Source organism: Nonomuraea longicatena, from assembly GCF_039525605.1.
GTDB lineage: Bacteria > Actinomycetota > Actinomycetes > Streptosporangiales > Streptosporangiaceae > Nonomuraea > Nonomuraea longicatena.
Genome location: NZ_BAAAHQ010000010.1, coordinates 69,184 through 92,435, shown reverse-complemented (window position 1 = coordinate 92,435; position 23,252 = coordinate 69,184). Strand labels below are relative to the sequence as shown.

21 protein-coding genes and 1 pseudogene are annotated in these 23,252 nt (G+C 72.1%); 11 read left to right on the top strand and 11 right to left on the bottom strand.

The window, feature by feature from the left end:
* The coding region (locus ABD120_RS12165; RefSeq protein WP_343949905.1) for a helix-turn-helix transcriptional regulator at positions 1–322 on the top strand (322 nt) is incomplete at its 5' end.
* On the opposite strand, the gene ABD120_RS12160 is transcribed toward ABD120_RS12165, so the two are convergent.
* Positions 297–506, bottom strand: a complete 210-nt coding sequence (locus ABD120_RS12160; RefSeq protein ID WP_343949904.1) for a response regulator transcription factor — start codon at positions 504–506, stop codon at positions 297–299. The genes ABD120_RS12165 and ABD120_RS12160 overlap by 26 nt on opposite strands.
* Positions 507–636: 130 nt before the next feature.
* Complete coding sequence (locus ABD120_RS12155; protein ID WP_343949903.1) at positions 637–1,470, bottom strand: NAD(P)H-binding protein; 834 nt, start codon at positions 1,468–1,470, stop codon at positions 637–639.
* 78 nt (positions 1,471–1,548) lie between these two features.
* On the opposite strand from ABD120_RS12155, the gene ABD120_RS12150 reads away from it, so the two are divergent.
* Positions 1,549–1,914, top strand: a complete 366-nt coding sequence (locus tag ABD120_RS12150; RefSeq protein ID WP_343949902.1) for a winged helix-turn-helix transcriptional regulator — start codon at positions 1,549–1,551, stop codon at positions 1,912–1,914.
* 255 nt (positions 1,915–2,169) lie between these two features.
* Here ABD120_RS12150 and ABD120_RS12145 read toward each other — a convergent pair whose 3' ends face one another.
* Positions 2,170–2,805: a transcriptional regulator gene (locus ABD120_RS12145; RefSeq protein WP_343949901.1), complete on the bottom strand. Its 636-nt coding sequence runs from the start codon at positions 2,803–2,805 to the stop codon at positions 2,170–2,172.
* Positions 2,802–3,197: a DNA-binding protein gene (locus ABD120_RS12140; RefSeq protein ID WP_343949900.1), complete on the bottom strand. Its 396-nt coding sequence runs from the start codon at positions 3,195–3,197 to the stop codon at positions 2,802–2,804. Before ABD120_RS12140 ends, ABD120_RS12145 begins: the two co-directional genes overlap by 4 nt.
* A gap of 57 nt (positions 3,198–3,254) precedes the next feature.
* Here ABD120_RS12140 and ABD120_RS12135 point away from each other — a divergent pair, with 57 nt between their 5' ends.
* Positions 3,255–4,601: a PEP/pyruvate-binding domain-containing protein gene (locus ABD120_RS12135; protein WP_343949899.1), complete on the top strand. Its 1,347-nt coding sequence runs from the start codon at positions 3,255–3,257 to the stop codon at positions 4,599–4,601.
* 246 nt (positions 4,602–4,847) lie between these two features.
* Positions 4,848–5,423 (top strand): histidine phosphatase family protein, encoded by a 576-nt coding sequence (locus tag ABD120_RS12130; protein ID WP_343949898.1) that lies wholly within the window; start codon positions 4,848–4,850, stop codon positions 5,421–5,423.
* A 179-nt stretch (positions 5,424–5,602) separates the two neighbouring features.
* On the opposite strand, the gene uvrB is transcribed toward ABD120_RS12130, so the two are convergent.
* The 4 genes from uvrB to ABD120_RS12110 are packed head-to-tail and all read right to left on the bottom strand — an operon-like array spanning position 5,603 to position 8,438.
* On the bottom strand, positions 5,603–7,711 hold the full coding sequence (uvrB, locus tag ABD120_RS12125; protein WP_343949897.1) for an excinuclease ABC subunit UvrB: 2,109 nt from the start codon (positions 7,709–7,711) through the stop codon (positions 5,603–5,605).
* Between the two features lie 31 nt (positions 7,712–7,742).
* On the bottom strand, positions 7,743–7,976 hold the full coding sequence (locus ABD120_RS12120; RefSeq protein WP_343949896.1) for a helix-turn-helix transcriptional regulator: 234 nt from the start codon (positions 7,974–7,976) through the stop codon (positions 7,743–7,745).
* 13 nt (positions 7,977–7,989) lie between these two features.
* A complete protein-coding gene (locus ABD120_RS12115) occupies positions 7,990–8,193 on the bottom strand; it encodes a hypothetical protein (RefSeq protein WP_343949895.1) in 204 nt (67 codons plus the stop codon).
* Complete coding sequence (locus ABD120_RS12110) at positions 8,178–8,438, bottom strand: hypothetical protein (RefSeq protein ID WP_343949894.1); 261 nt, start codon at positions 8,436–8,438, stop codon at positions 8,178–8,180. Before ABD120_RS12110 ends, ABD120_RS12115 begins: the two co-directional genes overlap by 16 nt.
* A 140-nt stretch (positions 8,439–8,578) precedes the next feature.
* On the opposite strand from ABD120_RS12110, the gene ABD120_RS12105 reads away from it, so the two are divergent.
* From ABD120_RS12105 to ABD120_RS12095, 3 genes are read left to right on the top strand one after another with little or no spacing between them, the layout of a single operon-like run.
* A complete protein-coding gene (locus ABD120_RS12105) occupies positions 8,579–10,114 on the top strand; it encodes an SPFH domain-containing protein (RefSeq protein WP_343949893.1) in 1,536 nt (511 codons plus the stop codon).
* Positions 10,114–11,334, top strand: a complete 1,221-nt coding sequence (locus ABD120_RS12100) for an SPFH domain-containing protein (RefSeq protein ID WP_343949892.1) — start codon at positions 10,114–10,116, stop codon at positions 11,332–11,334. Before ABD120_RS12105 ends, ABD120_RS12100 begins: the two co-directional genes overlap by 1 nt.
* A 9-nt stretch (positions 11,335–11,343) precedes the next feature.
* Positions 11,344–12,117 (top strand): sporulation protein, encoded by a 774-nt coding sequence (locus tag ABD120_RS12095; RefSeq protein ID WP_343949891.1) that lies wholly within the window; start codon positions 11,344–11,346, stop codon positions 12,115–12,117.
* Positions 12,118–12,480: 363 nt separating this feature from the next.
* Here the strand turns inward: ABD120_RS12095 and ABD120_RS39755 are convergent.
* Positions 12,481–12,954, bottom strand: a pseudogene (locus ABD120_RS39755) (hypothetical protein); the annotation flags it as partial.
* 330 nt (positions 12,955–13,284) lie between these two features.
* Between ABD120_RS39755 and ABD120_RS12085 the strand changes: the two are divergent.
* The 3 genes from ABD120_RS12085 to ABD120_RS12075 are packed head-to-tail and all read left to right on the top strand — an operon-like array spanning position 13,285 to position 15,776.
* Entirely contained in the window at positions 13,285–14,328 is a 1,044-nt protein-coding gene (locus tag ABD120_RS12085) for a hypothetical protein (RefSeq protein WP_343949889.1), read from the top strand.
* On the top strand, positions 14,306–14,917 hold the full coding sequence (locus ABD120_RS12080; protein ID WP_343949888.1) for a hypothetical protein: 612 nt from the start codon (positions 14,306–14,308) through the stop codon (positions 14,915–14,917). Before ABD120_RS12085 ends, ABD120_RS12080 begins: the two co-directional genes overlap by 23 nt.
* Positions 14,918–14,954: 37 nt before the next feature.
* The gene (locus ABD120_RS12075; protein ID WP_343949887.1) at positions 14,955–15,776 is read left to right on the top strand and encodes an inositol monophosphatase family protein; all 822 of its coding nucleotides are present in this window, start codon (positions 14,955–14,957) and stop codon (positions 15,774–15,776) included.
* Between the two features lie 114 nt (positions 15,777–15,890).
* Here the strand turns inward: ABD120_RS12075 and ABD120_RS12070 are convergent, their stop codons facing one another.
* Positions 15,891–17,048: an SLC13 family permease gene (locus tag ABD120_RS12070; protein WP_343949886.1), complete on the bottom strand. Its 1,158-nt coding sequence runs from the start codon at positions 17,046–17,048 to the stop codon at positions 15,891–15,893.
* Positions 17,049–17,055: 7 nt separating this feature from the next.
* On the opposite strand from ABD120_RS12070, the gene ABD120_RS12065 reads away from it, so the two are divergent.
* Positions 17,056–22,641, top strand: a complete 5,586-nt coding sequence (locus tag ABD120_RS12065; protein WP_343949885.1) for a WD40 domain-containing protein — start codon at positions 17,056–17,058, stop codon at positions 22,639–22,641.
* Here ABD120_RS12065 and coaE read toward each other — a convergent pair.
* The gene (gene coaE / locus ABD120_RS12060) at positions 22,638–23,240 is read right to left on the bottom strand and encodes a dephospho-CoA kinase (RefSeq protein WP_343949884.1); all 603 of its coding nucleotides are present in this window, start codon (positions 23,238–23,240) and stop codon (positions 22,638–22,640) included. The two genes, ABD120_RS12065 and coaE, sit on opposite strands and share 4 nt — an antisense overlap.
* Positions 23,241–23,252 lie beyond the last annotated feature (12 nt).

Genomic DNA, 23,252 nt, shown 5'->3' with positions numbered 1-23,252 from the left:
CGTCGGGCTGACGCCCGCCGACTACCTGCTGTCGGTACGGCTGAGCACCGCCAAGGAACTGCTCGCGGGCACGGACCTGCCGGTGGCGGCCATCGCGCGGCGGGTCGGATACCACGACACCGCCTATTTCACCCGAATCTTCACCCGCCGCACCGGCACCCAGCCGACCACCTTCCGCGCCGCCCGCTGGCAGGCCGCCGACCCGGCCGGCCGCGCGGATCATCGGGCCACCGGTCCTGCCGGCCATCCGGTGGATCTTCCTGACGCCGATCCCGCAGGCCCCTGGGGTACCGGTTTCACAGATCGCCGGTCGGGTGGATGAATCCGCTCGCGTAGGCGAAGATCGTGGCGTGCAGGCGGTCCCTGACGCCCAGCTTGGCGAGGACCGAGGCCACGTGGTCCTTGACGGTGGCGGCGCTGATGCCCAGGATCGCGCCGATCTCGGCGTTGGTGAGACCTCGGGCCAGCATGATGGTCGTCGCGAACACGACGGCGGTCTTGCGCATGTCGCTCCTTCGAGGGCGAGGGATCTTTCCTCGAAAGGTGACGGCGCCGCCCGCTCATGATCCATCCGCCGTCGGGCCGGAGATCCCCCGCCGTACGGCGGGGCCGGGCTCCGCCGTACGGTCGGCGGAGTCAGGGCGTCAGAGCGGCGGCGATCACCTCGTGCGCGGGCCGGGGGGCGCGGCCGAGCAGGTCGGCGAGGTCGCCGCCGGTCCCGTCGAGGAAGCCGCCCGCGACCGCGGACAACGTGGACATCAGATGCGGCACCTGCCAGCCGGGCATGCCCAGCTCCGACAGGAACGCCCTGGTCTCGGCGAGCGTGCCCGGACGGTAGCCGGGCCGTACACCGGTGAGCTTCTCGACGATCCCGGAGAGTTCGGCGCCGCCGACGGCCTGGTCCCCCACCAGCTCGTACACCCGCCCGCGATGACGACCCGGGTCGGTCACGACCGAGGCGGCCACGTCGGCGAGGTCCTCCCTCGCCACGGCGGCCAGGCGTCCGGCCCCGATCGGCAGCGTGAGCTCACCGGTGGCGGCGGCGTTCGCCGCGTACGGCACGAACAGGTCGGAGTACAGGCCGTTGCGCAGGATCGTCCAGTGCGCGCTCCCCGCCATCAGGCGGCGCTCGGTCCAGCGGTGGGCGAGCGTGTACGACAGGTGGTCGCCGGCGCCTGTGATGCTGGTGTAGACGATGTGTCCCACTCCGGCGCGCTCCGCGGCCTCGATCGCCGCGCCGTGGCGGGCGATCACCACGTCGTCCTCGGCGTACCCGGCCGAGACCAGCAGCAGCGTCTCCATCCCGTGGAAGCCCTCGGCGAGGCCGCCGGGGTCGTCGAAGTCGACCAGGCGGGCCGCCTGCCCGGCCTGGCCGGGCGTCCGGCTGCCCGCGACGACGTGCTCAAGGCCGCGCAGCCGCTCCAGCACCAGTCCGCCCAAGGCGCCCGAGGCACCCGTGACAAGGATCATCCGCACTCCTAAAGTGGTTCTCTTCGGTAACCACCCCAGTATTCGCAGCGGCGACGACGGGCATAAGGAGGCACTTTCGTGTCACTGACGAACACCGAGGTAACCTGCGACATCCGCGAGATGCTCGACCGCATCGGCGACAAGTGGTCGGTGCTGGTGATCGTCGAGCTGGCAGGTGGGACGCTCCGGTTCCGGCAGCTCCAGCGGAGCGTGCCCGGCATCTCGCAGCGGATGCTGACCCTGACCCTCCGCCGCCTCGAACGCGACGGCCTGGTCGGGCGGACCGTCTATCCGACGGTGCCCGCGCGCGTCGACTACGAGCTGACCGACACCGGCCGTTCCCTCACCCGCCTGCTGCGGGGGCTGGCCGACTGGGCGGCGGAGCACCGCGACACGGTGGTCGCGTCACGTGTCCGCTGGGACGCCGCAGAACAGGCTCGATGACGGCCCGCGTGGGCGGGGCGCCGTCTCGGAAGCTTCTCCCCGCTCGAAACTTTTCCCTCCGTTCGCGGGCCCTTCCCGGGAGGGGGCGAAGCGCATCGCGGCCAGGTGCCCGCCTCTGGCGTGCATGGCCGTCCCCACCGGGGCCGGCGCCGGGGAGGGACGCGGCCTGAGCGCCGTGCGCGCCCGGTCACCGCCGCCGGAGGGGCGTTCGCGGCGGGCCGCCGAGGAAGACAGGCCCTCTGCCGGACGTGCGGGTCAGGGTTCCGTGTGCCGGTCGATGCCGAGCGTGGCGACAAGGTCCTCGTGGAGCTCGAACCAGACCCGATGGCAGGAGTCGACCTGACTGCCGTCGACCCAGGCGCCCTCCCCTGCCCGGGCGCGGACGAGTGCCGCCCGGAACCGGGTGTCGTACCCTCGGAACCGCGCCAGGACGCCCGCCAGCCGCGCCACGAGCGGCGCGAGCGCGCGGCCGATGATCGCCAGTTCGTCGAGGACGCCCGCGTCCCAGCCGGGGTCGGAGTGGTCGTTGACCGCGAGCCGGTTCCCCTCGGCGGGCCGTAGCTGCCAGTCGGTGCACGCCTGTTGCAGCAGGGTGTTCAGCGGGAGGAAGTCCCGGTAGACGTCCCGGATCCGGTCGGCGCCGCCGACGCGGGCGAGTTCGGCGGCGAGCCTGCGCTCGCCCTCGGCCCGGCCGGACTCGGTCAGGGACCAGCCGCCGCTCCCGGCGAAGGAGGTGTGGCCCACCCAGCCGCGCGCCTCGGCGTCGAGCAGCGCCTCGTTCGTCAGGCTCGCGTCGAGACCGTACCGCCTGGCGAGCACCGGGGCCTCCGCGAACCCGATGACGCGTACGGCGTGCAGGACCAGCACGTCGGGCGAGGAGTCCAGCGTCACGAGTCCGCCTCCTGCCTGGCCGTCAGGCGCGTGTACCGCTGCTGGCATGCCTGCGGGGAGTTGAAACCCATCGCCTCAGCCATCTGCGCCCAGGTCAGGCCCTGGCTACGGGCGGTGAACAGCAGCGCGGACTCCAGCGCCTCGACCTCGGCGCGGGCGGCGGGCAGCAGGGCGAGGGCGCCCAGCAGGTCCTCCTGGTCCAGGTCGGCCCAGCGCCAGACGGCGAACTGGGCGAGGTCCACCGCCGACGGCGGGACGGGCGGGGGCCGCCACGGGCGGGGTTCGAGCGCGTCCGCGCCACGGTTCAGCAGCCGGCGGCGCGCGTCCTGTTCTCGCCGGGCCTGGCCGTGATCGGCGTGCGCGTCGTGGGCGAGGTCGTGCTTGCGTGACATGGGGGACAGGATGCACAATCAACGAATTGTTGTCAACGAACTGTTGAAAGGCTCGGGATGATCGTTCCCCTTGAGGACGCCGACGCGGACACCTCTGGAGGCAAGGCCGCCGCGCTCGGCGCGCTGCTCCGGGCGGGACTGCCGGTCCCCGACGGCTTCGTCGTCCCGTTCGCCGCCTACCGCACCGCGGTACTGGACCTCACGCCGGGAAGGTCCGGCGAAACACGTCAGCCGCTCGAACCCCGCGCCACCGAAGCAGGCAGGCCCGGCGGGGCGTGCCAGGCAGTCGAAACCCGCGCCACCGCGTACAACCTCGGGCCGAGTGACCCAGACGGGATACGGCGGGCGATCGAGGCTCACCCGATCGGCGCCGATGTGTTCGGTGCGCTCGACCGTGCGCTGGGCATGCTCGGTGATCCGCCCGTGGCCGTGCGGTCGTCGGCGGCGAACGAGGACACCGGGCAGGCGTCCGCGGCCGGTCAGCACGAGAGCTTTCTCGCCGTGCGGGGCGCGCGCGAGGTCGCCGACGCCGTACGCGGGTGCTGGGCGTCGCTGTTCTCCGCGCGCGCCGTCGGCTATCGCGGTGACGGGCCGTCCGGCGAGCTCGCGATGGCCGTCATCGTCCAGCGCCACCTGGACGCCCAGGTGTCCGGAGTGATGTTCACCCCCTCGGCGCCGGGCGCCGCGACCGAGATCGAGGCGTCGTGGGGGCTCGGCCCCACCGTGGTCGAGGGCAGGGGCACCCCTGACGCCTACCGAGTGCACACGAACGGATCGGTCACTCACACCGTCGCGGACAAGCAGACCCGGCTCGATCGGGACGGCGCGCGACTCGTCGTCCGCGACGTACCCGCCGATGACCGGCGGCGGCCGGCCCTCGACGACGCGACCGCCGTCCTCCTCGCCGGGCTGGGCGCCCGGATCGCCGCCCTGCGCGGCGGACCGCAGGACGTCGAGTGGGCGATCGACGACGACCGCGTCTGGATCCTCCAGGCCCGCCCGATCACCGCCGCTCTCCCCACACACCTCGACACTTCATGGGCCGCCGTCACGCTCCCCGCGCCCTCCAGCGCCTCACGGGCCACCGCGCTCAGCGGCACGCCAGGCAGCAGCGGGAGCGTGACCGGGACGGCGAGGATCGTGCGCGGCCCCGGCGACTTCGCGCGGGTGCGGCCCGGTGACATCCTCGTCTGCCCCTTCACCGATCCCGCGTGGACACCGCTGCTGCGCATCGCCGCAGGCGTCGTCACCGAGACCGGCGGGGTGCTCTCCCACGCGGCCATCGTCGCCCGCGAGCACGGTATCCCCGCCGTTCTCGGCGTCCCAGGGGCGACGAGCAGGCTCCGCGACGGCACCGTCATCACGGTCGACGGCACCACCGGCGCCGTCACGGCAACGGCGTGATCGCACCGACCCGGCTGACCACACCGACCCGTGCGATCACCCAAACCCGGGTGGCCGCACGCACGCGAACCCCTCAAACCCGGGTACCACACGAACCTATGTGACCCAACAAACCGCGCATGGCCGTACAGACCGGTATGACCACCCGCACCCCGCGTCGCCGGAACCCGGCCGCGCACCAGTGAACCCCGCGAACGGACAGGAGCCGGAGCCGGGCCCACGCGGGCGCCGCACTCCCCACCATCCATGGCAACCAGAAACCTCTACCTGGTACGTCACGGCGCAGCCGACGTGTTCGGCGAACTCACCGAGCACGGCAGACGGCAGGCGAGCCTGCTGGGCGAACGGCTCGCACGCGTACCGGTCGACACGGTGTGGCACTCCCCACTGCCACGCGCCCTGGCCAGCGCGCACGAACTCGCCCGGCATCTCCCGGGCGTGCCCGTGGCCGAGGCCGCCGAACTCATCGACCACATCCCCGAGACCCCGCCGTCACGGACCACCCCGTGCGGTGGGCACACCGACACGGGTGCGGACCGGACGCCGAGCGACGCCCTCGTCGCCCGGTTCGCCAGATCCCCTGGCACGGGCCACGACCGGCACGACGTCCTGGTGACGCACGCCCACCAGATCGCCTGGCTGGTACGGCACGCCCTCGACGCGCCGCCGTCCCGCTGGCGTGGGCTGAACAGCGCGAACGCCGCGCTGACGCTCATCGAGTACCGCAGCGACGCCCCGCCCGCGCTCGTGATGTTCAACGACCTGAGCCATCTCCCACCCGAGCTGCGCTGGACCGGCCTCCCGGAAGGCACCAGACCGTGAGTCACCGGCAGTGAGACCACAGACCGTGAGGCCCGGAGCTCCCCACCGGGCAGGCGAGCGGAGCTCAGGCCCGGGGCTCCGGCATGGGTCTATGAGCGGCCCCGGCCTCCAGCACGGACCCCTCAGCGGCCCACCTGGCCGCCTCCGGCACAGACCCCTCAGTGGCCCCGTCTGACCGTTTACCGCACTCCCGCCTCGCGCATGTCGCGCAGTTCCCGCTTGAGTTCCTTGATCTCGTCCCGCAGGCGGGCCGCGACCTCGAACTGGAGGTCGGTCGCCGCCTGGTGCATCTGCTCGGTCAGCGAGTCGATCAACGACTCCATCTGCGCGCGCGGCATCTCACCGGCGATCGCCTTGGCGTGCTGACCCGCCTGCCGGGCGGCGAAGCCCGGGACCGGCGCCTTGCCACGGGACTGCTGACGCCCGCTGCCCATGAGCTGCTCGGTGTCGGCGTCCTCGCGCTGCAGCGAGTCGAGGATGTCGGCGATCTTCTTGCGCAGCGGCTGCGGGTCGATGCCGTTGGCCTCGTTGTAGGCGATCTGCTTGGCCCGGCGCCGGTTGGTCTCGTCGATGGCGTGCTCCATCGACGGCGTGATCTTGTCGGCGTACATGTGGACCTGGCCGGAGACGTTTCGGGCGGCCCGGCCGATGGTCTGGATCAGCGAGGTGTCGGAGCGCAGGAAGCCCTCCTTGTCGGCGTCGAGGATGGCGACCAGCGACACCTCGGGCAGGTCGAGGCCCTCGCGCAGGAGGTTGATGCCGACGAGGACGTCGAACTCGCCGCTGCGCAGCTCGCGCAGCAACTCGATGCGACGCAGCGTGTCGACCTCGCTGTGGAGGTAACGCACCCGGATGCCGAGTTCGAGGAGGTAGTCGGTGAGGTCCTCGGACATCTTCTTGGTGAGGGTGGTGACCAGGACGCGCTCGTCGCGGTCGGCGCGCTCGCGGATCTCGTGGACGAGGTCGTCGATCTGGCCCTTGGTCGGCTTGACCACGACCTCGGGGTCGACCAGGCCGGTGGGGCGGATGACCTGCTCGACGACGTCGCCCTTGACCCGGCCGAGCTCGTAGTTGCCCGGCGTGGCCGACAGGTAGACGGTCTGGCCGATGCGCTCCAGGAACTCCTCCCACTTCAGCGGCCGGTTGTCGAGCGCGGACGGCAGGCGGAAGCCGTGGTCGACCAGGGTGCGCTTGCGGGAGGCGTCGCCTTCGTACATGGCGCCGATCTGCGGGACCGTCTGGTGGGACTCGTCGAGCACCAGCAGGAAGTCCTCGGGGAAGTAGTCGAGCAGCGTGTTGGGGGCGCTGCCCGCCTCACGGCCGTCCATGTGGCGCGAGTAGTTCTCGATGCCCGAGCAGGTGCCGACCTGGCGCATCATCTCGATGTCGTAGGTGGTGCGCATGCGCAGCCGCTGCGCCTCCAGCAGCTTGCCCTGCTGCTCCAGCTCGCCCAGGCGTCCGGCCAGTTCGGCCTCGATGCCCGCGACGGCACGGGTCATGCGCTCCTCACCGGCGACGTAGTGGGAGGCGGGGAAGATGTAGAGCTCGTCGTCCTCGGTGATGACCTCGCCGGTGAGCGGGTGCATGGTGGCGAGCTTCTCGATCTCGTCGCCGAACATCTCGATGCGGACGGCGAGTTCCTCGTACTTGGGGATGATCTCGATGGTGTCGCCGCGCACCCGGAAGGTGCCCCTGGTGAAGGCCAGGTCGTTGCGGGCGTACTGCATGTCGACCAGGCGGCGCAGCAGTTGGTCGCGCTCGACCTCCATGCCGACCTTGAGCCTGGCCATGCGGTCGACGTACTCCTGCGGGGTGCCCAGGCCGTAGATGCAGGAGACGGAGGCGACGACGACGGTGTCGCGGCGGGTGAGCAGCGAGTTGGTGGCCGAGTGGCGCAGCCGCTCGACCTCGTCGTTGATCGAGGAGTCCTTCTCGATGTAGGTGTCGCTCTGCGGGACGTACGCCTCGGGCTGGTAGTAGTCGTAGTAGGAGACGAAGTACTCGACGGCGTTGTTGGGCAGCATCTCGCGCAGTTCGTTGGCGAACTGGGCCGCGAGTGTCTTGTTGGGCTGCATGACCAGCGTGGGGCGCTGGAGTCGCTCGATGAGCCAGGCGATGGTGGCGGTCTTGCCGGTGCCGGTGGCGCCCAGCAGGACGTTGTCCTTCTCACCGGCCAGGACGCGGCGCTCCAGCTCGGTGATGGCGCCAGGCTGGTCGCCCGAGGGAGTCATCTCGGTGATCACCTCGAAGGGCGCCACCTTCCGCTGCAAATCTGTGACCGGTCGCATAGTGCCCACTGTAGGCAACGGCACCGACAGTTCACGCCGTACGGTCCCCGATGCGCGGGAAGGGCGTCGTGGAGAAGACCACTTCGACCTCGACCTCGAAATAGGCGGCGATGCGCAGCGCGAGGAACAGGCTGGGACTGTACTCCCCTCGCTCCAGGTAACCGACCGTCTGGTAGTGGACGCCGAGCGCGTGGGCAAGCTGTCTCCTGGTGACGCCGCGTTCGGCGCGCAGCAGGGCGATGCGGTTGTAGACGATCTCGCTCATCGCGGCCATCTTCTCAGGTGGCGCGCCGCATCGCCCGCTCACGCCGCTCCTGCACGGCCGAGCCGGACTCCCGCCTGCCCATCCTGCGCAGGATGGGCGGGGCGAGGGGCAGCCCCGCGACGGCCCACAGCCCGAGGACGCCGAGGGTCTCCAGCTGCCGCCAGGACTCGCCGAGCTCGGCGGCGGCCGCCGCGTCGGGCATCATCGCGGCGCGCATGCCGAGGAGGATGGAGCAGACGACGGTGAGCCACCCTCCGGCGCCGATGGAGCGGAGTTCGGGATCAGGATCAGCCCCGGGGCCAGCACGACGGCGAGGGTGACGAACCCGGAGGTCGTGGTGGAGAAGCCGACTCCGGCGAGCACGGGCCGCCGGCCGTAGTTCATACGCAGGTCCCGGACCTCCACGACGGTCTCCCTGCCGGGGTGGCGGCTCTCCGCAGGCAGCTCTTTCCCCGCGCCCATCAATCCCCCTGATAGTAGATCTACTACATTGATAGCACATGTACTACGTACTGCAATAGACCTGTGATGGTCGCTGCAAGCGAACAGCAAGTAACACCCGATACGTTCAGTAACGCCCCTAAAACAGGAAATGAGGTGTGATGTCACGACCCCGACAGGCTCTGCTCCAAGCGGGCCAGGGCATAGCACAGGCCGTCGTACAGGGCGGCGATATCAGGCAGGCCGTCACCGAGGCCGGCAGGGAGCTCGCCGAGCAGGCTCCGGGGTTCGCGCTCGACCCGCACGACTTCGCGGCCGCCCGCGACGGCGGCTCCTCGGTGGACACCGTCATCGAAGCCGCGAGCGCCTCGCTCGGTGAGGCGGCCGAGGTCATCAACCTGAGCGTCAGCGAGGGCGGCAAGCACGTCATCTCACCCGTGGTGATCCCCAAGAGCGGGACCGCGAAGGTGCTCGTGCCCCTCGCCGGGCTGGTCGCGCTGGGCCTGATCGGCGCGCTCGGCGGCTTCATCCCCAGCACCGAGGTGTTCTTCGGCCCCCACTACTGGGCGGTGCTGGTGCTGGCGGCGGCGTTCCTGTGGTGGCGCCGCAGCGTGGTCATGGTGCCGGAGGGCTGCAAGGCGCTGATCACCAAGTTCGGCAAGCTGGTGCAGACCGCAGACCCCGGCCGGGTGACGCTGCTCAACCCGTGGAAGCGGGTCAGCTACATCGTCAACACCACCCGCGAGTACCCGTTCAACGCCCCCATCCGCCAGGCCCCGACCCAGCAGGGCGTCAAGGCCAGCGTGGATCTGTTCCTGCAGTTCCGCATCGAGAACCCGGCGGAGTTCATCTTCGTGCTCGGCTCGGTCAGCGGCTTCCAGTCCAAGCTGCAGAACTCCGTGAGCGAGGTCACCCGCAGCCTGATCTACGCCCAGCGCGCCGAGGACATCTATGACCTGGTCGGCGAGAGCACGCAGGGCATGCTGGCGATCCTCAACGAACAGTTCCTGCCCGCCGTGCGGCTGACCGACGTGAACATCACCCACGCCGAGCCCGCCGGCCAGGAGTACCGCATGGACCTCGCGGCCCCCGAGATGGTGCGGGTGGCCAAGGAGGCGTACACCTACGAGTACGAGTTGCAGCTGCGCAAGGAGCAGAACGAGGGCGACCTGGTCAAGGAACTGGCCGGGCTACAGGAGACGCTCAGCGCCATCCAGGCCGAGATCGCCTCCTACCAGGCCCGCATGGACACCGCGCTGGAACGCGCCAGCCACCAGGCCACGGCCCAGGCCAGGCAGCGCCTGGTCGAGGCGGAGTCGACCGCCAACGCCAACGCGGCGCTGCTGGAGGCGCAGGCCCTCGACATCAGGGCGCTGAGCGCGGCGGAGGCCCCGGAGATCCTCGACTACCGCTTCCAGCAGGACCTGCTGGACAAGCTGGAGTCCGTCGCCAACCGGCTGCCGCAGGTGGTGCAGGTCGGAGAGGAAGGCGACATCGACTTCCTGGCCCTCGCCCAGCAGCTCGTCGGCGGGAAGGCGGCGGCGCTGTTCTCCGCCGAGGACATGGCCGCCATCAGAGGCAGGCTCGCCGAGATCGGCAGGCGCGTCGCGAGCCGGGAGGCCGAGATCGCCGCCCTGCTGAACGGCGCCGCCCAGCCGTCCGAACTGCCCGACGTCGTCCCCGGAGGTGAGGTCTGATGGCCCGCGAGTTCTCGAAGATCAAGGAGTCGCTGGCCGCCTGGTCCGACATCCGCCAGCTCCTGCGCGGGGGCGAGCAGGGCCAGCTGGTGCCCGTCGTGCTGCCGAAGGACCGGCGCGGCTTCGCCTGGATGGGCCTGGTGTTCCTGGCCCTGTACACCGCGGGGGTGGCGCTGGCCTCCGGCTGGCTGTCGGCCGCGCTGGCCGCCGCGGTGTTCCTGCTGCTGGCTCTGGTGTGGATGTGGCGCAAGGCCATCATCGAGATCGAGGAGGGCACCACCGGCGTCCGGAGCCGCTGGGGTGCCGTCACCGGCACGCTGCCGCCCGGCCGCCACTACCTGTGGCTGCCCTGGGACCGCGTGGACGCGGTCGTGGACACCTCGACCGAGATCCCCTACTCGGCGCCGATCGTCGCCTGCCCGACGGCGGAGAACGTGCCGCTGAAGTCGATCGAGTTCTTCCTGAAGTTCCGCATCGTCGACCCGGTCGCCTTCGTGCGCACGATCGGCGCGGGCAACTTCGACCTGGTGCTCAGCTCGGCCGTGCAGGACGCGATCCGGCAGCGCAGCCGCCGGGTGCACACCGAGCGCGCCTACGACCTGCGCGGCTCCGACGTCGGCGACATGCAGGACGCGCTCAACAGGCAGCTCGGCAGGTACGGCGTACGCGTCACGGGCGCCAACATCCCCGACGTCCAGCTGCCCGACCAGTACCAGCAGCACCTGGCGACCCGGGAGAAGGTCGCGAAGGAACTGTCGGCCTACGAGCGCGAATGGGAGCTGACCCGCAAGCGCCGCATCGACACCCTGCTCATGGAGATCGAGCGTTCCAAGAAGACCCGCGACGCCCGCGTCGTCGAGGTCAAGGCCGCGCAGAACACGGCCCGCAAGGACGTCGCCCGGATGCTCGAAGAGCAGGAGACGGAGGCCCAGCGGGTACGCTGGGAGATCGAGGCACGCGGCCGCGCCGAGCTGACCGCGGCGGAGAACGAGGCCAAGGCGCTGCGGCGGCTGGCCGAGTCCTACCGTGACAACCGTGCCGTGCTGCAGTACGAGCTCGCGCGCCGCCGCCTCGACGTCGGCGCCAAGCTGGCGGAGAGCGCCCCCCAGCCTCTCGTGGTGCGCACGAGCGGCGCCCAGCAGGACTCGGGCCTGTCCACCCTCCTCCTCGCGCAGCTTCTCCCCCGATTCTCCGGCTCGTCCGGTACCCCAACCCCTTAGGAGAACCCGATGGTGTTCCGCAAGCTGATGGCCGCGTTCGGTGCGGGCGTCGAGGTCGACACCGTGTTGAGCGGCACCACCGTGCGGCCGGGCGACACGCTGCGCGGCGATGTGAACTTCCGCGGCGGCAAGTCCGACTACAAGGTGGAGGGCATCTTCCTCGACCTGACGGCGGTGGTCGAGGTCGAGCACGGCGACAGCGAGCACAAGACCAGCTACAGCTTCCTTCGCCAGCAGGCGGCGGGGTCGTTCCAGCTGGCCGCCGGTGCCGTCCACCGGCAGCCGTTCGAGATCGCGATCCCGTGGGAGACGCCGATCAGCGCGATCGGCGGCCACCCGCTGCCCGGCATGCGGCTGGGCGTCCAGACGGAGTTGTCGCTGGCGGGGGCGCTCGACAAGGGCGACCTGGACCCGCTGTCCATCAGCCCGCTGCCCGCGCAGGAGCACGTCATCGCCGCGCTGGACCGGCTGGGCTTCGGCTTCAAGAAGGCCGACCTGGAGCGGGGCACGCTGCGCGGCTCGACGATGCCGTTCTTCCAGGAGATCGAGTACTACGCGGGCGGCGACTGGCGGCGGCACTTCAACGAGCTGGAGCTGACGTTCATCGCGGGCCCGTCGCAGATGGACGTGATCCTGGAGGCCGACAAGCGCGGCGGTTTCATGTCGTCGGGCGGTGACACCTTCAGCCGGTTCACGGTGCGTTACGGCGACGCGCCGGAGGCGGCCGTACAGGCGCTGCAGCAGGGCCTTGAGGCGATGGCACGCCGCCGGGGCTGGTTCTAGAGACTGCCGGGCNNNGCCCCGGTGCGGGTGAAGGTGGTCGAGGCGGTACATCCGCTTCAGCCACTCCCGGTACTTCCATCCCGACACCGCCCGGTAGTCGTGGCGCCGGTAGACCTCGAAGACCTCCTTCTTGAGCCGCCCCAGCCGTCCGTCGAGGTTGGACGGCCGGCCGGTGATCGGGTAGCCCCGGTAGGCGAGGACCCTCGGCCCACGCGCGTGCCTGCGCGCCTTGGCCACCGCACCGACGGCTCCGGTCAGCGCGGCCGCCATACCCGTGCGCACGGAGCTCGCGGCGGGGCCGGCCGCCTCGGTGGCGAAGCGGGCGGCGGCCCGGTGGTCGGGGTGGTCGGGGTGGGGCAGGCGCGGCTCCGGCTCGCTCGGGTCGAGGGTGCGCAGCACGGTGGGGCGGAAGCGCGCGTAGATCGCGCGCAGCATGGCGAGCACCTGTGCCCGGTCCACGCAGCGCTCGGGCGAGGGGCCGTCGAAGGGCCGCCCGCAGCCTCGGCCCGCCCACAGCCTGGTCAGCAGGTCGCGGCCGCCGTCGGCGCGCGGGTCGCCGCCGTCGGGCAGTCCGGCGAAGGCCAGCTTGATCCACGGGCTGGCCACGAGCGTTTCGACGCGCACCGGCAGGCCGCCGTACTCGACGGTCCTGCCGCGCCAGACGTCGCGGACGCCCGCGAGGTGGGCGTAGGCGGCGCGGACGCCGGCCGCGCGGTCGCGGGCGTAGTCGTGCGGGTCGTGGCCGTCGTCGAGCCCGGCGGGCCCCTCCCCCGCGGTGAGGTAGACGGTCAGGGTGGGCCGCCCGGCGCTCACGCCGCCGAACAGGTCGGGGCTCATGAACAGCAGGTCGTCGTCCGGGTGCGCGACGACCTGGAGGTAGCGCTCGCCCGAGGGTCCGGACCGGAGGACGCGGGTCGAGAGCGGCACGGTGGGCAGCACGGTGAACGCCACCAGCGCGACGACGCCGGCGAGCGCGGACCACCCCTGGATCCCCCTCATCCCCACCCCCGGCGTACCACGCTAGGGGTGATGATTATTCGCATACATCGCCTACATGGACGAATGCTGCCTCATCCGGAGGTACGACATGACGCCCTGGTGGTCCCATGACCGGGTCGTTACGATGACCGGGGGACTGGCTGATCGTTCGGACGCAGGGGCGAGGTCATGAAGCGGTTCGGCGCGGCGCTCAAACGTGCCGCCCCCTGGGCGGCGCAGAACGCCGACGGCGCCATCGCCCTCGGCCTGGCCGTGATCGTCGGCGTGCTCGGCATCCTGCCGGACGAGCTGTTCGGCGGCGCCGAGGTGCAGTCGCAACTCGTCAGCGCCGCGACCCTGCTCATCCTGGCCCTGGTGTCCACCGCACTGCTGCGCGACCGCATGCGCCAGGCCCCCGTCGAGAAGACCATCACCTCGGGCGCCCTCGCCGAACTCCCCGTACGGCTGGAGCGTCTGGAGCAGATCGAGACCCTCGTCACCGGCACCCGGCGGGCCCTCGACGAGCTGCAGCTCGTCAGGGTCCTGGCCAGCCCACTGGAGATCGCCCAGGCCCACGCCGACGCCCGTGCGCTCACCAGCCGCTGGAGCTTCAAGGGCGGCACCGGCACCTACCTGCGGGCCGTCACCCTGCCCCACTGTGTCGCCGCCGCCCGCAGGGACAAACGCCACCTGACGCTGCGCATCGAGATCATCGACCCGTCCGACGCCGAGGTCTGCGAGGCGTACGCGCACTACCGCCGCTCACTGGCCGACACCGACGGCACCGGCGAGCGGTGGACCACCGAGCGGGCCCGCAAGGAGTCCTACGCGACGGTCCTCGCCGCGTTCTGGCACCGGCAGCGCTACGGCCTGCTCGACATCGTCCTGGGCCTGTCGGCCACCATGACGACCTTCCGCTGGGACCTGTCGGCCAGCCGGGTGATCATGACGATCGAGGACCCCAACCGGGCGCTGACCGCCCTCGCGGGCACCTTCTACTACGAGAGCTGCGACACCGAACTGCGGCTGAGCCTGGAGCAGGCACGGCGGGTGCCGCTGGAGTCGTACAAGCGGGTGCCGCTCAGCGACGAACCCACGGTCGAGGAGGTGCAGGAACTGTTCCAGCAGATCGGGCTGGCGTTGCCCAGGGCCTACAACGACCACGACGTCGTCGACATCACCAGGAAGGCGCTGCGCGCGGAGGATCCGTATGAGATTCCACGACATCCGTGAGATCAGGGCGGGCGTGGGCGACCTCCTGCGCGGGAATCTCGGAGGTGTGCGCCACCCGCTCGGGTTCGTCTGCCTGCCGCTCGACCGCTCCGGTGGCGACGGCGCCTGCCTGCACCTGTGGTCGCGGCGGCTCGCGCCGCCCACGCCGCCCACGACCTCGCAGATCCACTGCCACAGCTGGGACCTCGTCAGCCTGGTCCTGTACGGCCAGATCCGCAACGTGCACGAGATCGTCACCGACGCCGACGCCCGCGAGGCCACCCACCGGGTGTTCGAGGTGATGAGCGGCGCCGACGGCGACCGGATCGAGCCGACGCCGCGCACGGTGCGCCACGCGAGCGGGCCGGTCGAGGTCTTCGGTCCGGGCGACACCTACACGCTCGCGGCCGACCGCTTCCACAGCAGCGTGGTGCCGGAGGACGGCGAGACGGCCACGATCGCGCTCGGGCGCGGGCGGCCGGGCAGCCACGACCTGTCGCTCGGCCCTCTCGGCGCGGGCGCCCATCGCGTACGGCGCCAGCCGCTCGACCCCGGCGAGGCGGCCCTGGCCGTCCGGCTGATCCGCACCTACCTCGGGGTATCGCCCTGATATTTAGTGACATTTCATAGCGTGAAGGAGGTGGGCGATGGACCTGGAGCGAGCCCGTACGCTCGCGGTCGAGGCCGCCCGTGACGCGGGCACGCTGCTGCGCACAGGCGTCGACACCGGATTCCGCACCAGCGCCAAGGGAAGCACCGGCGACGTCGTCACCGACCTCGACCTGGCCTCGGAGAGACTCCTGGTCGACCGGATCCTGACCGCCTACCCCGGCCACGCGGTGATCGCCGAGGAGGCCGGCCTCCTGGGCACCGCCGGCGCCGAGTGGACCTGGCTGGTCGACCCGCTCGACGGCACCAACAACCTGGCGATCGGCCTGCCCGCCTACGCCGTCGGCCTGGCGCTGTGCCGCTCCGGCCGTCCCGTGCTGGGCGTCGTCCACGACCCCGTCCACGCCCGCACCTGGTCGGCGCTGCGCGGCCGGGGCGCGACGGACCCGGTGGGCGCCCGCCTGTCCACGCCGTGCCGGCCGCGCCCGCACGGCCCTCTGCTGGCCTGGACCCAGGGCTACGCGGTGACCCGCGACGACAGGCGGGCGCTGGCGCTGAAGGCGGCGATGGACGTCACCGCCCGCCGCGTGCTGCGCCTGTGGGCGCCGCTGCTGGCCTGGGTGATGCTGGCCAGGGGCGACATCGACGGCGTCGTCGGCTACCGCACCGGCACCGTGGACCTCCCCGCGGGCGCCCTGATCGCGCAGGAGGCGGGCGTCGAGATCCGGGCACTGGACGGCGGGCCGTTCGACGAACTGATCGACGGCGGCGCCACCGAGAACCGCAGTTTCGTCGCCGCCCACCCGAAGTCCCTGCCATCGCTCCTCGACCTGGTCGCCACCGCCCTCGACCGAGCGTGAGCACACGGCCGGGGCCGTAAGCGGTCGAAGGGTGTGCGCCACGGTCAGGTCCGTGAGCGGTCAAAAGGTATGAGCGCGACCAGAGGCCGTGAGCGATCAGACGGCGGTGAGCGATCAGACGGCGGTGAGCGCCCACACCGAGCCGAGCAGCGCCAGGACCGCCAGGCAGGCGCCGGTACCGATGAACCGGCCCATCGGCACCTTGACCCCGTGGCGGCGGCAGGACTCGAACCACAGCAGCGTCGCCAGCGACGCCCACGGGGTGATCACCGATCCCACGTTGGTGCCGATCAGCACGGCGGGCAGTTCGTCGCGCCCCGCCACCTCCTCCAGGGCGGTGTAGGCGGGCAGGTTGTTGATCGCGTTCGACAGTCCGGCGCCCACGGCGGCCGCCCGGTACGGGTCGTCCTCGCCGAGCAGCCAGCGCATGGCGTCGGCCAGGCCGTACCTGCTGAGGGTGGGCACGACCAGGAACAGGCCGGTCACGAACACGAGCAGCCGCCAGGGGATCAGGCTCCAGGTGAGGCGCTCGCGCGCCCGCACGGCGAAGGCCCCGGCGACGAGCACCGAGGCGGCCGTGGCCGCCGCCCACACCGGCACGTCGAGGAGCAGCATCCCGATGAACAGCGCGCAGGCCACGGAGGCGGCGGAGAACAGCGCCCGGTCGGCGACCGGCTCCAGCACCGGCGGCGTGTAGCGCGGCTCACCGCGCCGGCGCCGGCGCCAGAAGAACCACCACAGCAGGGCCATGGTGGCCGCGACGGCGGCGAGCTGCGGCGCCCACATGAGGGCGGCGAACTCGCGGTTGCCGAGCTGCAGTGAGTTCCTGGCCAGCAGGTTCGTCAGGTTGGAGACCGGAAGCAGCAGGCTCGCGGTGTTGGCCAGCCAGATGGTGGTCATGGCCAGCGGCAGCGCGGCGATCCCGGTGCGCAGGGCCAGCGCGAGCATGACGGGCGTGAGCAGGACGGCGGTCGTGTCGAGGTTCAGGAAGATCGTCACCAGCGACGCGAACAGGGTGCACAGCAGGAACAACGCCGCGTAACTGCCCCGGCCCAGCACCGCCATCCGGGCCGCGAGGGCGTCGAAGACCTGCGCCTCCTTGGTGAGCTCGGCCAGGACGATCACCCCGGTGAGGAAGACCAGCAGCGGGCCGATCTCGGACAGGTTCTCGACGGCGTCGGTGAACGGCAGCGCGCCCGTGGCCACGAAGACCAGGCCGAGGCCGAGCAGCCCGATCCTGATCCAGTCGAGTGCGGTCAGTCGCCTCCACACGCCCTCGATGATCGCACATCCGCTCCCCTTCCCCGACCCCAGCGGGGATACTGGGCAGATGGCGCGCGACGGCAGGCCCACCGACATCTTCGTCAGTTACTCCCCCGCCGACACGGCGTGGGCCACCTGGATCGCCTGGGAACTGGAGTCCTCGGGGTACCGCACCATGATCCAGGCATGGGACTTCGTCCCCGGCACGAACTTCATCGACTTCATGGACCGAGGAGTGAGCGAGGCCAGGCTGGTCGTCGCGGTCCTGTCGGGCAACTACCTGACCTCGCGCTACGGCCGCATGGAGTGGCAGGCGGCCATGCGGGCCGACCCCGACAACCCCTCCAACAAACTGGTGACGATCCGGCTGGAGGACGTCCCGCTCGAAGGGCTGCTGTCCACGATCACCTGGGTGGACCTCGTCGGCGTCACCGACCCGGGACAGGCCAGGGCGCTGCTGCTGGGCCGGGTGCGCGAGGCCATGTCCGGGCGGGCCAAGCCCGAGATGGCGCCCGCCTTCCCCGACGGCGCGGCCGTACCGCCGCCGCCTCCGACGCTGCCCGCCCCGGGGGAACGTTCCCGCGCCCGCCGCAGCCCGGTCAGCGCCCCCGCCTTCCCGCCGAAGGCCGCGCCGGGCGAGCGGCGCGGGTCGCTGAGCGTGCTGCACGTCGGCGGCCCGAGGTTCGGGCGGGCGCTGCCCGAGCCCGGCGAGCCGTTCACGCCGGAGGACATGCAGGCGCGCATCTGGGCCGATTTGACCGGCATGTACGACAGCGGGATGCCGCGACCCGATCTCATGGTGGTCAGCGGCGACCTGACCGAGTCTGGCAGCCTCGGGCAGTTCGGGCAGGCGACGCGGTTCCTGACCGACCTGCGGCACCTGATCGGGCTCGAACCCCACCGGCTGGTCGTGGTGCCGGGGCCGCGCGACGTGACCAAGGCCGCCGCCAGCGCCTACTTCCTGACCTGCGAAGCCGACGACGTGAGCCCGCAACCGCCGTACTCACCGAAGTGGCGGCACTTCATGGGCCTGTTCGCCGAGCTGTACCAGGGGCTCGACGACCGGGTGTTCGACAGCGGGCAGCCGTGGACCCTGTTCGAGGTGCCCGACCTGAAGGTGGTCGTGGCGGGGCTCAACTCGACCATGGCCATGAGCCACCTGGAACGCGACGCGTACGCGCTGCTCGGCGAGGGGCAGATCGCGTGGTTCGCCGAGCGGCTGCGGGCCTACGAGGAGCGCGGATGGCTGCGGCTCGGCGCGATCGGTCATCCGCCCGCCGACCTCGGCGACGCCGCCACCTACGAGCGGCTGCTGGCCCACCGGATCAACCTGCTGCTCCACGGTCAGGGGCCGCGCCCCGGCCGCCACCGCGTCCTGGAGGTCACCCCGGACGCGCTGCGCACCTGGGAGCCCGGCGCCGCCAAGCCCCGGCGCGAGCGGCGCCCGTGGCAGGCGGCCCGCGCGGTCTTCGAGGGCGAGCGCCCCACGGTGCCCGGCCCCTCGGCCGAGACCGCGCCGGAGCCCGCGCAGAGCCCCGTCGGGCTCCTGCTCGACCGGCTCACCGAGGTGTGCGAGGCCAGGCACGAGCGGACCAGGATCCGCCGCTTCGCCACCCACCTGGTCGTCACCTACCCCGAGGACGGCTTCGTCCGCCAGTCGCTGGTCGGCGCGCACGCGGGCGAGCTGACCCGCGCCGACGCCGACCGTTTCGTCCGCCAGGCGCACGCCGCCGGGCTGCCCAGCGAACTCGTCTACCAGGGGCCGCCGCCCGAGCGGGCGCTGCGCGAGGAGCTCATGCGGCGCGGCGTGCGGCTGCGCAGCTTCACCGAGTTCCAGGGCCTGCTCGACCTGTCCGGGTACGTCGCCGAGCAGAGCCTGCGGCTCACCACCGACCGCCGCTACCCGCCCGAGCTGTACGTCCCGCAGCGCTACCGCGAACTCGACCGGCCCGGCCCGCAGGTCAGGCAGGGGCTGACCGACGAGCTGATGCGCCTGCTGGGCGCCGACCACGGCCGTTTCCTGCTGCTGCTCGGCGACTTCGGCCACGGCAAGACGTTCGCGCTGCGCGAGCTGGCCCGCCGCATCCCGGCCGAGCTGCCGCACCTGACGCCGATCTTCATCGAGCTGCGCGCCCTCGACAAGGCGCACTCGGTGGACGCGCTGGTCGCCGCGCACCTGGCCGGGCACCACGAGGAGGTCATCGACCTCAAGGCGTTCCGCTACCTGCTGCGCCAAGGCCGCATCGTGCTGCTGTTCGACGGCTTCGACGAGCTGGTCACCCGCCTGACCTACGACCGGGCCGCCGACCATCTGACCACGCTGCTGGCGGCGGCCGAGGACAAGGCCAAGATCGTGGTGGCCAGCCGGACGCAGCACTTCAAGTCGCAGAGCCAGGTGCTCACCACGCTCGGCGAGCGTCTGGGCGTGCTGCCGCAGCGGCGGGTGTTCACCGTCGAGGACTTCACCCGCGACCAGATCCGCGCCTACCTCGCCAACCGGTTCTCCGACGACGACGAGGCCGCCGCCCGGCTGTCGCTGCTGGAGGGCGTCAAGGACCTGCTCGACCTGGCGCAGAACCCGCGCATGCTGAGCTTCATCGCCGACCTCGACGCCGACCGGCTGCGTACGGTCGCCTCGGCCCGCCACACGATCAGCCCGGCGCTGCTGTACGAGGAGATCCTGAGCTCCTGGCTGACCTTCGAGGAGCAGCGCACCAGGGTTCCCGGTTCGCCCGGCACCCTGTCGGTCGCCGAGCTGTGGCGCGCGGTCACGGCGCTCGCGCTGCGGCTGTGGGACACCGGTGAGGCGTTCCTCGGCCTCGCCGAGCTGACCGAGATCGCCGAGACGCTCACCGGTCTGGCCGACGGCCGGCTCACCGGCCAGCAGGCGGCCCACGCCATGGGCACGGGCAGCCTGATGGTCCGTACCGAGGAGGGTATGTTCGGATTCATCCACGCCTCGGTGATGGAGTGGCTGATCGCCCGGCACATCGCGGGCGGCCGGTGGGAGGCGCTGTCGCGGCAGCCGCTGTCGGCGCTGACCGTCGAGTTCCTGTGCGACCTCGCCGAGGTCAGAGCCCTGCGCGCCTGGCTGGCCGACCCACCGGGCGACGACGTGGCCGTCGCCAACGCCATCAAGATCAGCACCCGGTTGCGCACGCCCGCCCAGGCCGACCTGCGCGGCGCCGACCTGCGCGGCGAGGACCTGTCCGGACGCGACCTGACCGGTGTCGACCTGACCGGAGCCGACCTCGGCGGCGCCACGCTCGCGGGCACCAACCTGTCGCGGGCCCGGTTGCGCGAGGCCAGGCTGGCGGGCGCGCGCCTCGACGGCGCCCGTCTCACCGGAGCCGACCTGACCGGAGCCGACCTGTCCGGCGCGCGGCTGGCCAGGGCCGACCTGAGCGACGTCGCCGCCGACGGCGCCCGCTGGAACCGGGCCGCGCTCATCAACGTCACCGGCCTGCCCGCCCACCTGCCCGGCGCCGCCGTGGTGCCGGGCCAGCCGGTCGAGGTGCAGCTCGCGCCCGCGGCCATCGGCGTCCCGTACGGTTACCACTTCCAGACCACCCGCCTGCCCGAGCCGGTCGCCTACAGCCCGGACGGCACCACGCTGGCCATCGGCAACCAGGACGGCGGCGTGCTGCTGTGCGTCGGAGACCGGCCGGTGCGCACCCTCCAGGGTCACCGGGGCCGCGTCTACTACGTCGGCTTCGCGGGCGACCTGCTGGCCACCGGCGCCAGCGACGGCCGCGTCCTGCTGTGGGACTCCCTCAGCGGCGAACTGCTGCGCGAGCTCGACGGCCACGCCGACGGCGTCTGGCCGGTACGGCTGAGCCCCGACGGCACCCAGCTCGCGGCGGGCGGCGGCGACGGCGTGGTACGCGTGTTCGACACGGCGACCGGCGTCAGCGTCCACCTGCTGGAGGGCCACCAGGCGCCGATCTACACGGCCGCCTTCGTGGGCGGCACCCTGGTGACGGGCGACGCCGAAGGCGTGGTACGCCGCTGGGACCTCGGCTCGGGGCGCCTGGCCGGAACCCTCGACGGCCACCACGGCTCCGTGTACCGGGCGGTACCCGGCCGGGGGCTGCTCGCCACCGGCGACGAGGCGGGGACCGTACGGGTGTGGGACACCTCCACCTGGCGGCTGAAGCACACGCTGACCGGCCACACCCGCAGCCTGTACTGCCTGGCCTTCTCCCCCGGCGGCGGCGTGCTCGCCACCGGCGACACGGCGGGCCGGGTCCGGCTGTGGGATCCGGTGGCGGGCACCTCGCACGGACTGCACACCAGCCACGCCGCCGCCGTCTACCAGGTCGCCTTCTCCCCCGACGGGCAGACTCTCGCCACCGGCGACGCCAACGGCGCGGTACGCCTGCAGGAGGTGGGCGGCACCCGCCGCGTCGACCTGAGCGGCCATCGCAGCTCGGTGTGGCCGTTCGCGTTCCGCCCTGACGGGGGGCAACTGGCCACCAGCAGCAACGACGCCACCGTGCGGCTTTGGGACCCGGCGACGGGCGTCTGCCGCCAGGTGCTCCACGGGCACGGCCGCCGCATCACCTCCGCCCGTTTCAGCGCCGACGGCACCATGCTCGCCACCAGCGGCAACGACGGCGTCGTCCGGGTGTGGGAGCCCCGCACCGGGCGGCGGCTGCGCGAGTTCACCGGGGCGGCCGACCGGCTGCTGTCGGCGGTCTTCTCCCCTGCGGGGCCGGTGCTCGCGACCTCCAGCAACGACGGCGGCGTGCACTTCTGGAACGCTTCGACCGGCGACTACGAGCGCGAGATGAACGCCGAGACCGACCATGTGTGGGCCGAGGCGTTCAGCCCGGACGGGCAGCTGCTGGCCACGGCGAACGACGACGACAGCGTCCGCGTGTGGTATCGGCCGACCGCCCGGCTGCTCAGCAACCTGGCCGACCACAAGGGCCGGGTGCGCTCGATCGCGTTCAGCCCCGACGGCAGGCACGTGGCCACCGGCTGCGACGACCGCCTCGTCCGCGTCTGGCACGTGGAGTCCGGCGGCCGCGTCGCCACCCTGGAGGGCCACACCGACCGGGTGTACTCCGTCGCCTTCTCCCCCGACGGCCGCCTGCTGGCCAGCGCGAGCAACGACGGCCGCAGCATGCTCTGGGAGCTGCGGCCGGGCCGGCCCTGGCAGCCGCGCCTGCTGCACACGCTGTCGCCTTCGGGCGGCCGCCTGTGGAGCGTGGCCTTCTGCGCCGACGGCACGCGCCTGGCCCTCGGCGGCGACGAGCCCGCCGTGACCGTCTGGGACACCGCCACCGGCGCCCGCCTGGACACCCTGAGCGGCCACGCCCGCAGGGTGTGGTCGGTGGCCTTCAGCCCCGTCGAGGACCTTCTGGCCAGCGCGGGCGACGACGGGGCGGTGATCCTGTGGTCCGGCGGCAGGCGCAAGGCCACCCTGCTCGCGCTGCCCGAAGGCTGGGCGGCGCTCGCCCCCGACGGCCGCTACAAGCAGGAGGGCGAGATCGGCGGCCAGTTCTGGCACGTGGTCGGCACCTCACGCTTCGAACTCGGCGAACTCGACGCCCACCTGCCCGGGGTGCGGCAGATCCCGCTGGAGGCCGAGATCTAGCCTCTGGCGGCCCGGCCCGCCAGTTCCTCCCACAGGGCGCTCACCCGGGCGTCGAGGTCGGCCAGGCCGTCCTCGTTGGCGATCACATGATCCGCCGCGGCCAGCCGGTCCTCCCGCTTCGCCTGGGCGGCGATGCGGGCCTTCGCGTCGGCCGCGCTCATCCCCCGGTGCTCGGCCAGGCGCGCGATGCGCACCTCGTCGGCGGCGTCGACCACGACGACCACGTCGTACATGGGGGTGAGGTTGTTCTCGACGAGCAGCGGTACGTCGTAGACGACGATCGCGTCGCCCGGCGACCGGCTCTGCAGCTCGGCCACCCGCTCGCCCACCAGGGGGTGCACGATCGCGTTGAGTGCGGCCAGCCGGTCGGCGTCGGCGAAGACGATCGCGCCCAGCCGTTCGCGGTCGAGCGCGCCGTCGGGCCGCAGGACCTCTTCCCCGAACGCGGCCACCACGCGGGCCAGGCCCTCGGTGCCGGGCTCGACGACCTCGCGGGCGATCCGGTCGGCGTCGATGACGACCGCTCCCCTGGCCGCCAGGCGTCGTGCGACCTCGCTCTTGCCCGACCCGATGCCGCCGGTCAACCCCACTTTCAGCACGACCCCAGCCTA

Excerpts from the sequence above, each read along its gene's own strand:
- ABD120_RS12110 (WP_343949894.1), bottom strand. The coding sequence starts at position 8,438 with ATGGGCGCGGGGAAAGAGCTGCCTGCGGAGAGCCGCCACCCCGGCAGG.
- ABD120_RS12115 (WP_343949895.1), bottom strand. The coding sequence starts at position 8,193 with ATGCGCGCCGCGATGATGCCCGACGCGGCGGCCGCCGCCGAGCTCGGC.
- ABD120_RS12095 (WP_343949891.1), top strand. The coding sequence starts at position 11,344 with ATGGTGTTCCGCAAGCTGATGGCCGCGTTCGGTGCGGGCGTCGAGGTC.
- uvrB (WP_343949897.1), bottom strand. The coding sequence starts at position 7,711 with ATGCGACCGGTCACAGATTTGCAGCGGAAGGTGGCGCCCTTCGAGGTG.
- ABD120_RS12135 (WP_343949899.1), top strand. The coding sequence starts at position 3,255 with ATGATCGTTCCCCTTGAGGACGCCGACGCGGACACCTCTGGAGGCAAG.
- ABD120_RS12130 (WP_343949898.1), top strand. The coding sequence starts at position 4,848 with ATGGCAACCAGAAACCTCTACCTGGTACGTCACGGCGCAGCCGACGTG.
- ABD120_RS12105 (WP_343949893.1), top strand. The coding sequence starts at position 8,579 with ATGTCACGACCCCGACAGGCTCTGCTCCAAGCGGGCCAGGGCATAGCA.
- ABD120_RS12085 (WP_343949889.1), top strand. The coding sequence starts at position 13,285 with ATGAAGCGGTTCGGCGCGGCGCTCAAACGTGCCGCCCCCTGGGCGGCG.
- ABD120_RS12160 (WP_343949904.1), bottom strand. The coding sequence starts at position 506 with ATGCGCAAGACCGCCGTCGTGTTCGCGACGACCATCATGCTGGCCCGA.
- ABD120_RS12155 (WP_343949903.1), bottom strand. The coding sequence starts at position 1,470 with ATGATCCTTGTCACGGGTGCCTCGGGCGCCTTGGGCGGACTGGTGCTG.
- ABD120_RS12065 (WP_343949885.1), top strand. The coding sequence starts at position 17,056 with ATGATCGCACATCCGCTCCCCTTCCCCGACCCCAGCGGGGATACTGGG.
- ABD120_RS12120 (WP_343949896.1), bottom strand. The coding sequence starts at position 7,976 with ATGAGCGAGATCGTCTACAACCGCATCGCCCTGCTGCGCGCCGAACGC.
- ABD120_RS12075 (WP_343949887.1), top strand. The coding sequence starts at position 14,955 with ATGGACCTGGAGCGAGCCCGTACGCTCGCGGTCGAGGCCGCCCGTGAC.
- ABD120_RS12080 (WP_343949888.1), top strand. The coding sequence starts at position 14,306 with ATGAGATTCCACGACATCCGTGAGATCAGGGCGGGCGTGGGCGACCTC.
- ABD120_RS12140 (WP_343949900.1), bottom strand. The coding sequence starts at position 3,197 with ATGTCACGCAAGCACGACCTCGCCCACGACGCGCACGCCGATCACGGC.
- ABD120_RS12100 (WP_343949892.1), top strand. The coding sequence starts at position 10,114 with ATGGCCCGCGAGTTCTCGAAGATCAAGGAGTCGCTGGCCGCCTGGTCC.